This window comes from Mesorhizobium sp. M0587 (genome assembly GCF_040320945.1).
In the GTDB taxonomy this organism is placed as follows: domain Bacteria; phylum Pseudomonadota; class Alphaproteobacteria; order Rhizobiales; family Rhizobiaceae; genus Mesorhizobium.
Map to the genome: position 1 here is coordinate 313351 of NZ_JAMYQP010000002.1, position 12199 is coordinate 325549.

The 12199-nt window shown below is 61.0% G+C and carries 15 protein-coding genes; 8 read left to right on the plus strand and 7 right to left on the minus strand.

All coding sequences use genetic code 11. The features are described 5' to 3' along the window. Positions 1-7 precede the first annotated feature (7 nt). Positions 8-268, plus strand: coding sequence for a DUF982 domain-containing protein (locus NKI49_RS03260; protein ID WP_352598362.1), 261 nt, complete (start codon positions 8-10; stop codon positions 266-268). A 55-nt stretch (positions 269-323) separates the two neighbouring features. Here NKI49_RS03260 and NKI49_RS03265 read toward each other — a convergent pair whose 3' ends face one another. After that, positions 324-476 carry a hypothetical protein gene (locus NKI49_RS03265; RefSeq protein WP_081689681.1) on the minus strand — a complete coding sequence of 51 codons (153 nt, stop codon included), beginning with the start codon at positions 474-476 and terminating at the stop codon, positions 324-326. A gap of 199 nt (positions 477-675) precedes the next feature. Here NKI49_RS03265 and NKI49_RS03270 point away from each other — a divergent pair, with 199 nt between their 5' ends. Beyond that, positions 676-1647, plus strand: a complete 972-nt coding sequence (locus NKI49_RS03270) for a glycosyl transferase family 90 (RefSeq protein ID WP_352598361.1) — start codon at positions 676-678, stop codon at positions 1645-1647. Positions 1648-1689: 42 nt separating this feature from the next. Here NKI49_RS03270 and NKI49_RS03275 read toward each other — a convergent pair whose 3' ends face one another. After that, positions 1690-2733 (minus strand): aldo/keto reductase, encoded by a 1044-nt coding sequence (locus NKI49_RS03275; protein ID WP_352598360.1) that lies wholly within the window; start codon positions 2731-2733, stop codon positions 1690-1692. A 278-nt stretch (positions 2734-3011) separates the two neighbouring features. Here NKI49_RS03275 and ppk2 point away from each other — a divergent pair, with 278 nt between their 5' ends. Beyond that, positions 3012-3932: a polyphosphate kinase 2 gene (gene ppk2 / locus NKI49_RS03280; protein WP_352598359.1), complete on the plus strand. Its 921-nt coding sequence runs from the start codon at positions 3012-3014 to the stop codon at positions 3930-3932. After that, positions 3932-4216 (plus strand): hypothetical protein, encoded by a 285-nt coding sequence (locus NKI49_RS03285; protein WP_352598358.1) that lies wholly within the window; start codon positions 3932-3934, stop codon positions 4214-4216. Before ppk2 ends, NKI49_RS03285 begins: the two co-directional genes overlap by 1 nt. A gap of 22 nt (positions 4217-4238) precedes the next feature. Here NKI49_RS03285 and NKI49_RS03290 read toward each other — a convergent pair whose 3' ends face one another. From NKI49_RS03290 to NKI49_RS03310, 5 genes are all read right to left on the minus strand, one after another. Continuing rightward, positions 4239-4886, minus strand: coding sequence for a dihydrofolate reductase family protein (locus tag NKI49_RS03290; RefSeq protein WP_352598357.1), 648 nt, complete (start codon positions 4884-4886; stop codon positions 4239-4241). A 212-nt stretch (positions 4887-5098) separates the two neighbouring features. After that, positions 5099-5449, minus strand: a complete 351-nt coding sequence (locus tag NKI49_RS03295; protein WP_352598356.1) for a HepT-like ribonuclease domain-containing protein — start codon at positions 5447-5449, stop codon at positions 5099-5101. After that, positions 5449-5745 carry a nucleotidyltransferase family protein gene (locus NKI49_RS03300; RefSeq protein ID WP_352598355.1) on the minus strand — a complete coding sequence of 99 codons (297 nt, stop codon included), beginning with the start codon at positions 5743-5745 and terminating at the stop codon, positions 5449-5451. Before NKI49_RS03300 ends, NKI49_RS03295 begins: the two co-directional genes overlap by 1 nt. Before the next feature lie 48 nt (positions 5746-5793). Next, a complete protein-coding gene (hemB, locus tag NKI49_RS03305; protein WP_352598354.1) occupies positions 5794-6825 on the minus strand; it encodes a porphobilinogen synthase in 1032 nt (343 codons plus the stop codon). An 88-nt stretch (positions 6826-6913) separates the two neighbouring features. Then, positions 6914-7744 (minus strand): DUF8605 domain-containing protein, encoded by an 831-nt coding sequence (locus tag NKI49_RS03310; protein WP_352598353.1) that lies wholly within the window; start codon positions 7742-7744, stop codon positions 6914-6916. A 479-nt stretch (positions 7745-8223) separates the two neighbouring features. Here NKI49_RS03310 and NKI49_RS03315 point away from each other — a divergent pair, with 479 nt between their 5' ends. From NKI49_RS03315 to NKI49_RS03330, 4 genes are all read left to right on the plus strand, one after another. Beyond that, positions 8224-9267 (plus strand): enoyl-CoA hydratase/isomerase family protein, encoded by a 1044-nt coding sequence (locus NKI49_RS03315; RefSeq protein ID WP_352598352.1) that lies wholly within the window; start codon positions 8224-8226, stop codon positions 9265-9267. Continuing rightward, positions 9264-9686 carry a DUF6163 family protein gene (locus tag NKI49_RS03320; protein WP_352598351.1) on the plus strand — a complete coding sequence of 141 codons (423 nt, stop codon included), beginning with the start codon at positions 9264-9266 and terminating at the stop codon, positions 9684-9686. The genes NKI49_RS03315 and NKI49_RS03320 overlap by 4 nt, the downstream gene beginning before the upstream one ends. Before the next feature lie 238 nt (positions 9687-9924). Next, complete coding sequence (gene ldtR, locus NKI49_RS03325) at positions 9925-10440, plus strand: transcriptional regulator LdtR (RefSeq protein WP_027028003.1); 516 nt, start codon at positions 9925-9927, stop codon at positions 10438-10440. Positions 10441-10795: 355 nt separating this feature from the next. Continuing rightward, on the plus strand, positions 10796-12049 hold the full coding sequence (locus tag NKI49_RS03330; protein WP_352598350.1) for a L,D-transpeptidase family protein: 1254 nt from the start codon (positions 10796-10798) through the stop codon (positions 12047-12049). Positions 12050-12199 lie beyond the last annotated feature (150 nt).

Genomic DNA, 12199 nt, shown 5'->3' on the forward strand with positions numbered 1-12199 from the left:
AGCGGCGATGGAAAACAACCGATTTGAAACACCCGTGACCGTCAAGTCCGTCACGGCGGGAAGCACTCAGGTCCTGCGCTCGGCAAGGGAGGCTTCCGATTACCTTCTCAACAGCTGGCCCGGAAAGCGCAGCCCTAAGCATCGCGCGGCGCTGCAGGCCTGCCACGACGCGCTGGCCGGGGACAAGCCGGCCATGAACGCCAGGCGCGCCTTTATCGCGGCGGCGCGTGAAGTGGACGTTTTCGTCAGCGACAAGGCTCCTGCCTGATTACAGGACGACAATGGAGATTGAGGCACGGCCCGCATTCGCGGGCCGCATGCCGTCATTCTTCCGTTTCGGTCTCAGTCTCGCCTTCGCCCTCGGGTTTCGAACGTTCCCGCGCCGCGACCTTGGCCGCCTGCTTCTCGGCCTTCTTGGCCGCTTTCTGGCGGTCGCGTTCCTTGCGTTCCTGATCGTAGTTTGGTGCTCGCGCCATACCGGCTCCTTTTTTGATTGGCCCTGGGGCTCTGACCCTGCCTAGGAGCATTGGCTGCCAAACACAACAGCCGGAGCGAAACTATCCGGACGTCACAACGATCTGTTCGGGGACTTGCAAGATGCGCGGCACAATGGTGTAGGAAGTGCCGGGGCGCCGACCTATTGAGAGCTGCCTGTTTATCTTGATCAAGTGAGCTATGGCCACAATTGCGCGAACGACCGCAAGGGTTTTCTACTATGCGCGCAACTTTGCGCGCGATGCCGTCCCGCAGGCATTGTTCCGCCGCAGATTGGGCGCTCACCTGGAGATGGCGAGGCTTTCGGGCGAAGCGGCGCGCCGGCGCCTGAATTACTACAACAAGCTGCAGGATGGCTTCGTGCCCAGCCCCGATGCCGTGCGCATCAACAGGCTGCCCTTCACGCCGACCATGTACTATTACGACCTGAAGGAATTTGCCCGCTACTTCGATCCCGGATTGCTGATCGACCTGGAGTTCGGCGACGTGATCGACGTGCCGAAGGTGCCGTCGATCGTCAAGGATAGGCCGATCCGCGCCGACGACAAGAACGCGGTCATCATGAAGCTCGACAAGTTCCGTCACTTCCAGATGCCGGCCGATGCAACCGCATTCGCCGACAAGCTCCCGGCCGTGGTCTGGCGCGGCGATCTCAACAATCCGATCCGGACAAGATTTCTGGATGCGGTGTGTGACCTGCGGTTCTGCGACGCCGGCTCGCACAAGCCGAACGCACCGGCCGAGTACAGCAAACCCTATCTCAGCATCAGCCAGCACCAGCGTTATCGCTACATTGTTTCGCTCGAAGGCAATGACGTGGCGACCAATCTCAAATGGATCCTGAATTCCAACTCGCTTTGCTTGATGCCGCCGCCGACATACGAGACATGGTTTGCCGAAAAGCAACTCGAACCCGATGTCCATTATGTGCCGCTCGAATCGGACTTCGCCGATCTCGCGGAACGCGTGGCTTATTTCGAGCGGCACCCCGAACGGGCCGAACGCATCATCGCCGCCGCGAACGCCTATTGCCGGACATTCGCCGACGAGCGGACCGAGCAGGCGATCTCCCTGCTCGTGCTCTATAAATACTTTGTGCTCAGCGGCCAGGTCAAACCGGACGCAGAGGTCTGGCGCTTCATTTCGGGTTAGCCGCCGGCGGGTATCGCCCGCCACATGATCGAAAATCGCGGGTCAGACGCCGCATCGGTCAATCACGAGGTCGGCGGCGCCAAAACGGTCTTTTGCCGTCAGTTGCTGGTGCCAGTAGGGGTAGAGCAGGGGCGGCCTGCTGACCGTGTCGAGGCGCCCGCGTTCGTCGTCCGAGAGCGCAAGGCTTGCGGCTGCGATATTGTCCTTGAGCTGCGTTTCGCTGCGCGCGCCGATCACCAGCGAACTGATGGCAGGCCGGCCGAGCAGCCAGGCGAGGGCCACCTGCGCGGCCGACACGCCGCGCTGAGTACCGATCTCAACGAGGATATCGACGATCCGCCACAGCCGGTCCTCATCGCGGATCGGCGGTTCCGACCAGCCGGCGAGTTGGCGGGCGGTCGGGCTGTCGCGGCGGTATTTGCCGGAAAGCAATCCGCCGGCGAGCGGGCTCCACACCAGCACGCCCAGCCCCTGGTCGACCGAAATCGGCAGCAGCTCGTATTCGGCCTCGCGCGCCTCCAGCGTGTAGTGGATCTGCTGGGTGACGAAGCGCGGCTGGTGGTGGCTGTCGCTGATGGAGAGCGCCTTCATCACCTGCCAGCCTGAATAGTTGGAACAGCCGACATAGCGAACCTTGCCTTGGGTAACCAGCGTGTCGAGCGCGGCAATGGTTTCCTCCAGCGGGGTTGCACCGTCCCATTCGTGCAGGAAGTAAATGTCGATGACATCGGTCTTCAGGCGCTTGAGGCTCTTCTCGCATTCGCGGATCAGATGATAGCGCGACAGGCCTTCATCGTTGGGACCATTGCCGATCCGCATCCGCGCCTTGGAGGCTATCAGCACGTCGCCCTTGCGCTTGCCGCCGAGCGCTTCGCCGATGATCTCCTCGGAAATGCCGTTCGAATAGACATTGGCGGTGTCGATCAGGTTGATGCCGGCATCGATGCAGATGTCGATCATCCGGCGTGCCTCGTCGAGGTCGGTCTTGCCGACAGCCGAAAACGCGCCGGCGCCGCCGAAGGTCATGGTTCCCATGGTCAGTGTCGAAACTTTCAAGCCGGAACGGCCGAGGGTGCGGTATTCCATGTCGGTCCTCGCGATTGCATTGGGAAAAGGAGGGGAAGGGTAGCCCCGATGTAGCAGGTATTTGTAGGACAATTTGGATCGTTTGTCGCCATGCCACGACGACGGATCGATCATGCCTCGCGGATTTGTAGCGGCGGCGGCGGTCAAGACCAGGCTGCAATAAAACCGTCATTGCCGGCCTATACTGAAGTCGGCTCAGGTGTTGCCATTCCCGGACGCAGGTCAGGAGCTTGGAGCGCCTGACGTGACCGACAGGGCTTGCAAGCGGAGCAGCGAAAATGACCGAGGAAAAACAGAATTCTCCCGCCAAGGACTGGCTCGAAGCAGAACTCGCCGACACGCTCGACGAAGACTATGAGCTCGAATTATCGGAGCCGGCGCTGTCGATGGAGATCGCCAAGATCTACAAGAACTCGCATCCGCCCTCGATCGATCGCATGCAGTATTTTCGCGACTTGATCGCCTTGCAGTCGGAATTGATCAAGCTGCAGTCCTGGGTCGCCCATCACAAGAAGAAGCTGGTGGTGATTTTCGAGGGCCGCGATTCCGCCGGCAAGGGCGGCGTCATCAAGCGCATCACCCAGCGGCTCAATCCGCGCATCTGCCGCGTCGTGGCGCTGCCGGCGCCGACCGAGCGCGAGAAGTCACAATGGTATTTCCAGCGCTATGTCCCGCATCTGCCGGCGGGCGGTGAGATCGTGCTCTTCGACCGCTCCTGGTACAACCGCTCCGGCGTCGAGCGGGTGATGGGGTTCGCCGGGCCGGACCAGGTGGAAGAGTTCTTCCACGACGTGCCGGAGTTCGAGCGCATGCTGGTGCGCTCCGGCATCACGCTGGTCAAATACTGGTTCTCGATCACCGACGAGGAGCAGCAGATGCGTTTCCTCATGCGCATCCACGATCCGATGAAGCAGTGGAAGCTGTCGCCGATGGATCTGGAGTCGCGCGTGCGCTGGGAGCAATACACCAAGGCCAAGGAAGAGACGTTCGCCCGCACCAACATTCCCGAGGCGCCATGGTTCATCGTCGAGGGCAACGATAAGAAGCGGGCGCGGCTGAACTGCATCGACCATCTGCTGCAGCAGGTTCCCTACGAGGAAGTGCCGCACGAGGAGATATCGCTGCCGGAGCGCGTCTTCAACCCGGAATACGAGCGCCAGGTGCTGCCCGGCGAGCTTTACGTGCCGGAGAAGTATTGATGGACTACTCCCTTCTTCCCGTCACTATACGGGAAGAAGGTGCCGGTCCACCCTCCGAAGCTGCTGCGGAGGACCGGCAGGCGGATGAGGGGCGGCGCCGACGTCGATGGTTGAATCCTCACAAATCGCTGCGTAGGCTCAATTTATTCTGCTACCATATTGCCATCAGTGATATTCCCGGCGACGCAATATTCAACCTGTTTGCGCTGCCCCTCATTGCCCTGCCGGGCATTTCTCCCCGTATAGTGACGGGGAGAAAGAGGCTGGCGCGAGGATTTCGCTAATCACCAGAGTTTCATCAAGCGCCTACACGCGCTTGATGACCACATGCGTGGCAAGATCCGTTGCCACCTGCTCGCTGCAATGGTAGCCCAACTCCAGCATATCCAGGCCGGCAAAAAGGTTCTCGCCCTTGCCAAGCAACACCGGCGAGATTGCCAGATGCATCTCGTTGATCAATCTCTCCTGAAGATATTGCCGGATGGTGGCGACGCCGCCGCCAACCCGCACATCCTTGCCACCCGCCGCCGCCTTCGCCTGCTCGAGCGCCGAATGGATGCCGTCGGTCACAAAATAGAAGGTCGTGCCTCTTTCCATCGTGATGGGTGCCCGTTCGTGGTGCGTCAACACGAAGACCGGCACATGGTAGGGAGGGTTGTCGCCCCACCAGCCTTTCCAGCTGTCGTCAGGCCATTCGCCGCGGATCGGCCCGAACATGTTGCGGCCGAGGATCCATGCGCCGACATTCTCGAAACTGCGCGCCGCGAAATCCTCATCGGCGCCGGTCGTCGCGCCGCCCTCTTCGCCGAACATTTTCCGAAAGGTGCGGGTGCTGAAGGCCCATTTGTGCACGGCTGGGCCGCCGACGCCGAGCGGATTTTGCAGATCCTGGTCCGGACCGGCACCATAGCCGTCAAGCGACAGACTGAATGCATTGACGCGAAGCTTGGACATGAAAGGTCTCCTCGATAACCGATTGTGTTTTGCAAGTAGTTTCCTTGTAGCAAACTGATTGCGATTTGCAAGCGGTTTTTTTCGACGACGCCCGACCAAGCCGACGTACGAAATGCTTCATCGTCAGGAGAGGGGTTGTATACACGAGAGCGACATCGCACTTGCACAGTGGGCGAAACAGGGTGCGCCGCAGCTCGTGCTGGAAGTCAGAATTATCGGGGCTTCGACGCTTCGAGCATACGTTCGACGGCAAGACGTAGGGGGAGTAGGTTATCCGTCACCACGGCCCACACTATCGCACCGGAAGTCTTGTGGTATTCGTGACGCAAAACGTTGCCTATTCCACGAACTTGTTTCCATGGAATCTCAGGAGCAAGAGCTGTCAGATCCTCCGGAATATGTCGCGCAGCTTCGGAAACGATTTCGATCCCGCGTTCGGTGCCATGTCGAAGCAGCCAGTCGCTGTTGAAGTCATCCAGAGTCTTACCGGTTGTGGCAGCGATAATACCATCCAAAGCCTCTATTATTTCGGCTAGAATCGGTTCGATCCGACGCGCTGCCATCAAAATATGCGCACAGCCGATCGTTCGATATCGGCCTTCAACATTGGGTTAAGGCTGTCGCGGGTGGTGATATCAATCTCTGCTGACATCGTCTCTTCGAGAAATTGCTTGATGCCGACCAGGTCGATCAGCGAGAAACGCCTCGCAGGATCATAATCGATGAACAGATCGAGGTCACTGTCCGGCCGCGCGTCGTCCCGCGCCATCGATCCGAACAGATAAAGCGAAGTCGCGCCCATGCCTTTGATAGCATCCGCGTTTCTCTGCAACTGCCGAATGACGTCATTCCTGCTCATAAGTTCATTCTAGCGGATTGTTGCCAAAATTCCAAAACGACCGGACTGCTATCCCTTCAGCAGCTCCGCCACTTCGGGCGCAAAATAGGTCAGGATCCCGTCGCAGCCGGCGCGCTTGAAGGCGAGCAGCGATTCCAGCATCGCCTTCTCGCCATCGATCCAGCCATTGGCGGCAGCCGCCTTGATCATCGAATATTCGCCCGACACCTGGTAGGCAAAGGTCGGCATCTGGAATTCGTCCTTCAACCTCCGGATGATGTCCAGATAGGGCAAGCCAGGCTTGACCATCAGCATGTCGGCGCCTTCGGCGAGGTCCTGTTCGGCCTCGCGCACCGCCTCATCGGAATTGGCGTGATCGATGTAATAGGTCTTCTTGTCGCCCTTGAGCAGGCCGGCGGTGCCCACCGCTTCGCGGTAGGGGCCGTAGAAGGCCGAGGCGAATTTGGTCGCGTAGGACATGATCGCCACGTCCTGGAAGCCGTTGGCGTCGAGCGCCTCGCGGATGGCGCCGATCCGGCCGTCCATCATGTCCGACGGTGCGATGATGTCGGCGCCGGCGGCCGCCTGGATCACTGCCGCCGCCGCGACCTGTTCGACCGTTTCGTCGTTGACGACGATGCCGTCGCGCAGGATGCCGTCATGGCCGTGGCTGGTGAAGGGGTCGAGCGCGGCATCGGTAATGATGCCGATCTGCGGCACCGCGTCCTTTATCGCCCGCGTGGCGCGGTTGATGACGTTTTCCGGGTCGAGGATGTGCGAGCCCGTCTGGTCGCGCAACGAGATGTCGACATTGGGGAAGGTGGCAAGCGCGGGAATGCCAAGTTTTGCCGCGCGTTCAGCCTCCTTGATGGCAAGGTCGATCGACATGCGGAACACGCCGGGCATGGCGGCGATCGGCTCTCGCACATTTTTGCCATCGACGACGAAGATCGGCCAGATCAGGTCGTCGACCGTAAGCCGGTTCTCCTGCACCAGACGGCGCGACCAGTCGGCCTTGCGCATGCGGCGCAAACGCCGGCTGCCGGTGATGTCGTCGACGCTGCGCGCGCCGGCTGGCTTTGTCGGGGTGAATTTGTTCATTTGCCTAAACTCCGGATCGGCGGGTTTTTACCACGGCCCCTTGCCGCTGACCAATGCGACACGTTTGTGCCAGCGATCCGGCCGCGTTCTATTCCGGTTGCCCATTGCCCGACAGGATCTGCGCCGCGCCACGCAGGGCGACGCGAAAGGCGTCGTCGAAGGAAACCCCGCGCACCTGCCAGCGATAGGTATTCCCGGCCGTCGCCAGGCGCCAGTCGGCGATCCAGCCCAGTTCCTTATCGCTCCACACGATACTGCCGGCCAGCGCTTGGTCGGCGCCGGCTTTCTTGGCCACAGCGTCCAGCATCGTCACCTCGGCGTCGCGCAGGTTCCTGTCGTCCAACGCTGCCTGCGACAGCTGCGCTGCCGTGGGAAACGCCACCTGCATGGCGAGCGGCGCGGCGGCATTGCTGAACGATTCGCGCATCAGCAGGCCGCGCTCATCGTCGGCATCGAGCGCGAAACGCCTGGCGCCGCGCTCGGTCGCCAAAAATACCGCCAGCCGTGGCCGCTCCATCAGCCACGGCTTGCTGCCGAGCGATGCCAGCAGCGGGTCGATCACCGCCGGCGTGTACTGGCAATAGAGGTTGTGCGGCCGATCGTACGTGCCTTGATCGTCATGGTTGGGAATGCCTTCCATGCGGTCGCGGTAGCTGAAGCCGGCGACGAAGCTGCCGGCCTTCTCGCGCAGGACTGACATCTCCGGTTTGGCCGGCAGGCGCTGATCGCCGGAAACCCGGACCAGAACCGCGTCGAGACAGCGCTTGAAACCGGACTGGCGGTTTTTCTCGTACTTGCCGTTGACGATGGTCTGCGATCGGTAAAGTTCGGCGAGGTTTGTCGCCAAGGCTGGATGGACAGCCAGGCAGATGCCGATCAGCGCCATCGACACCAGTGCTCGGCGCAAAAATCGAGTCATGGACACACCCCCCGTTCAAAGACCCGCCAGCGCCGCGTTGCAGCACGCATGCCGCCCGGTTTCTCATCGTTGCCGGCATTACGGTTCGATTTTTAGCACCGGCCCCCGACGCGAGCCAAGCGGTTGCGGTGGCACGGCAACGAAACCCGGTTCAACGGGTTCCTCTGGAGCGTTCGCCGACGCTCCACTGGAGCGTTCGCCGGCGCGTTGGTTGAGAAGCATCAAACGAAAAACCCGCCTGTGCGGCGGGTCATTGGCGCAAATCTGCACCATAGGTAAATATCTACCATAGCTGCACTCACCCTGTCAAGAAAAAATTCCTATCGTGAAAAGCTGCCGGCATAAAAAGCGCCGGCACCGCCGGTGTTAGCCGCCTTTTGCCAACGTTCGGAGCCGTGCGGTGCGTCCCGGCATTGACGCATCCATGCGCCACGCTTTAGCACTTCAGTCCCGGCGGCGCGGGAAGGGATTCTTTCACGATGGATTTTGGCGGAGGCGACGAGATCCGCTTCGAGCATCTGGGCCGGGCCGGCATCGTCACGCTGACGCGGCCGCACGCGCTCAATGCGGTGACGCATCGCATGGTCAACGCCCTGGCAAAGGCTTTGCGCGCCTGGGAGCGGGATCCGGGCATCGACGTCGTCGTCGTCAAGGCCGAGGGCAGGGCGTTTTCGGCCGGAGGCGATATCCTGCACATCTACGAGGCCGGACGGGCCGGAAAGCCGCCGGTCGAATTCTTCGCCGACGAATATCGGCTCAATGCCCGCATCAACAGCTTCAAGAAGCCTTACGTCGCTCTGATCGATGGCATCGTCATGGGCGGCGGTGTCGGCATTTCCTTCCACGGTTCGCACCGGGTGATGACCGAGAATGCCCAGTTCGCCATGCCGGAAGTCGGCATCGGCTTTTTCCCGGATGTCGGCGCCAGCCATTTGCTGCCCGATCTCGGCGGCTCCTTCGGCATGTATCTGGCCCTGACTGGCAACCGCATCCGCTATGGCGACCCGCTGTGGTCGGGGTTGGCTACCCACACCATCAAGGCCGAGGACCAGTCGGGCTTCCTCGACCGGCTGGCCCTGACCGGCGATCCGGAATCGGTGCTGCGTGGTTTCTTCGTCCAGGCGAGGCGGGAGACCGACAGGCCGACGCTGGAGGCGATCTCCAGCCATTTCGCCCAACCGTCGCTGCAGGACGCCATCGGTAGTCTGGAGCGCGCCGCGGGCGCCGACGATTTCGCCGCAAGAACGCTGGCGACGATCCGCACGCGCTCGCCGACCAGCCTTCGCGTCGCCTGGCGCCAGATCAGCGCCGGGTCGACCCTGTCCATGGACGATTGCATGAAGATGGAGTTCCGCATTCTCAACCGCATGCTTGCCGGCCATGATTTCTACGAGGGCATCCGCGCCGCCATCATCGACAAGGGATCGAAGCCGCAATGGCGGCCGGCAACCCTGGACGCGGTCGGCGAGGCGGATGTCGACGCCTATTTCGCCCCGCTCGGCGAACGGGAGCTTCGGCTATGAGCGAGGTGACCTCCAGACGCGTCGTACTTCAGCCTTCAGGCGTGGAAGTTATCTTCGCCTGGTTCCAGCGCGTCGTATCGGGCTACTGCCTGCTGTTCGGCGTTCTCTACTGGATCAAGCTGATTGGCTTCTATCCAGGCCCCCTGTGGCGCTTCGACCTGATGCCGGTGCACTGGCAAGTGGCGGCGGTCGTGCTCGCCGTGTTCTTTCCCTTTGCCGCCGCCGGCTTGTGGATGCTGGCCTCCTGGGGCCCGGTGATCTGGTTCATCTGCGCGGTGACCGAGACGGTCATGTACGCCGGCTTCCCCGAGCTCTTCGGCCACCGTCCGCTCATTGTCGTCTCGCATGCCGCGGTGACGCTGCTCTATATCGTTTTTCGCATCGTCATCTACATGCAGAAGCGGCCGAGGCGGGGGTAAGCCGTTGAGCGGATTGGCGACCTGGCGATATCCCGGATTCCGCCCTCGGAACATTGCCTAAATCTTTAGGTTAATCATCCTTGCTCGGGTGACCGTTCGTTAAGCCTCTTTCGAAACCTGTTACCGGTAAGCTCTTGTTAGCCCTAGCGTTTAAGTCGAATTTTATGAGTATTCGATAGTGTCGCGATCAAGGTGAAAAACAAAAAATCACCAGGGCGACAAACGAGAGGCAAAGACAATGATCAATTCGCGTCCGGCGGCGAAGACCGCCAACGTTTCCGACGACCGCCGCGAGGCAATCCGTTCGCTGTACATGGAATCGCTCCAGCTTGTAGAGCGGCTGCACCGCCGTCTGCTTGACGTGATCAAGGACGAATTCGACCGCAACGGCCGTTCCGACATCAATGCCATACAGGCGCTGCTTTTGTTCAACATCGGCAATTCCGAGCTGACGGCCGGCGAACTGCGCTCGCGTGGCTATTATCTCGGCTCGAACGTCTCCTACAATCTGAAGAAGCTGGTCGATCTCGGCTTCATCAATCACCAGCGCTCGCGCATCGACCGCCGTTCGGTCCGTATCTCGCTGACGCCGAAGGGCAACGAGGTGGCGGAAGTGGTTGCCGGTCTCTACGAGCGCCATGTCGGCTCGATCGAGCAGGTCGGCGGCATCAACACCGACGAGTTCAAGCAGATGAACCGCGCCCTGCAGCGGCTCGACCGCTTCTGGAACGACACCATCGCCTACCGGATGTAATTGACGTCCGCCGCATCGGATCTGGCCCGCGCCACAGAAGCGCGGCCGAAACAGCGACCTTCAGTCAGGGCCGGTGCCGAAAAGCACCGGTCTTTTCTTTTCGGAGCGCTGCCTGGCCCGATTTGGAGACGAGGCCACGTTGCCGCCATAATCCAATGGAACCGAGGATGGCAGTGATGCTGTGGTCAAGACCAAGCGTTCACCCGCAAACCGCGTCGCGCCGGCACCCGTTCGCGCTCGACGATGCGGACCATGGTTGGCTAATTGTTAAGATTGCCAATTTTAGAGTGCGGGCGAGATCGCCCGATGATCAACGCAGCAAGTGAACGAACTGCTACAAATGTCTGGAACGTCCATGAGAACCAGCCGCCGTTTTTTCCTCTCCGGAGCCTCAGCGCTCGCTGCCGCCATGGTGGCGGGCCACGCGAGTGCTCAGGATGTGATCGGGGATATCCTGAAATCCTCGGCCCGCGGCAATTGGGACGACCAGTTCGACGCCCGCGCCAGCGAAGGCGGCAAAGTGGCCTCGACGCTGCCGATTTTCAGCCTGCAGACCGTCGCTTTCACCGAACAGGCTGTCGCCCAGTATCAGAACATCGTCGGGCAGGGCGGCTGGGTAGAGGTTCCCGCGACCAAGAAGTTGCAGCTCGGCGTCGATGATCCCGATGTCGTGCCGTTGCGCAAGCGGTTGATGGTTTCCGGCGACCTGGCGCAAGGCGCTGGAGTTTCGACCGCCTTCGATTCTTATGTCGATTCAGCGGTCAAGCGCTTCCAGACCCGTCATGGCCTGCCTGCTGACGGCGCTTTGGGCAAGTACACCTATGCGGCAATGAACGTATCGGCACAGATTCGGCTTGGCCAGTTGCAGACAAATCTGCAGCGCCTGCGCGAAAAGGCCGGCACGCTCGGCAGCCGCTATGTGCTGGTCGACATTCCGGCGGCGCAGATCGAGGCTGTCGAGAACGATCGTGTCGTGCTTCGCCACACCGCGATCGTCGGCAAGATCGATCGCCAGACCCCGATCGTCAATTCCAAGATCAACGAGATCATCGTCAATCCGTACTGGAACGCGCCGGTTTCGATCGTGCGCAAGGATATCATTCCATTGATGCGGAAGAATCCTGACTACCTGAAGGACAGCCATATCCGCTTGTTCGCGCCGGACGGCAGCGAGGTCGATCCGCTCAATGTCGACTGGTCGACTGACGATGCGGCCAAATATCGCTTCCGCCAGGATCCGGGTGCGGGCAACGCGATGGCCTCGGTCAAGATCAACTTCCCGAGCCCCGACGGCGTCTATATGCACGACACGCCGCAGCAGAGCCTGTTCGGCAAGATGATGCGCTTCGATTCCTCGGGCTGCGTGCGCGTGCAGAACGTGCGCGATCTCGTCACCTGGATCCTGCGCGACACGCCTGGCTGGGACCGCCAGCATTTCGAGGCAGCGATCAAGACCGGCGAAAACACGCCGATCCAGGTCACCAACCCGGTGCCGGTGCATTTCCTCTACCTTTCGGCATGGTCGACAGGACCGGGCGTCGTCCAGTTCCGCGACGACGTCTACGCGCTCGACGGTGCCAACGAGCTGCAGATCACGTCTTCGCTCTGAGCAGCCTCTCTGTATCGCAAAAGGCCGCCTTCCGGGCGGCCTTTTCTTTGTGTGCCGAGCATGATCGACAGCTCGGAGGTGTAAGTCCTCTACCCAGCCTGATGGCGGCGAAGGGTTAGCGAAGCGCAAGGGCGTCGTCGTGAGGCGGGG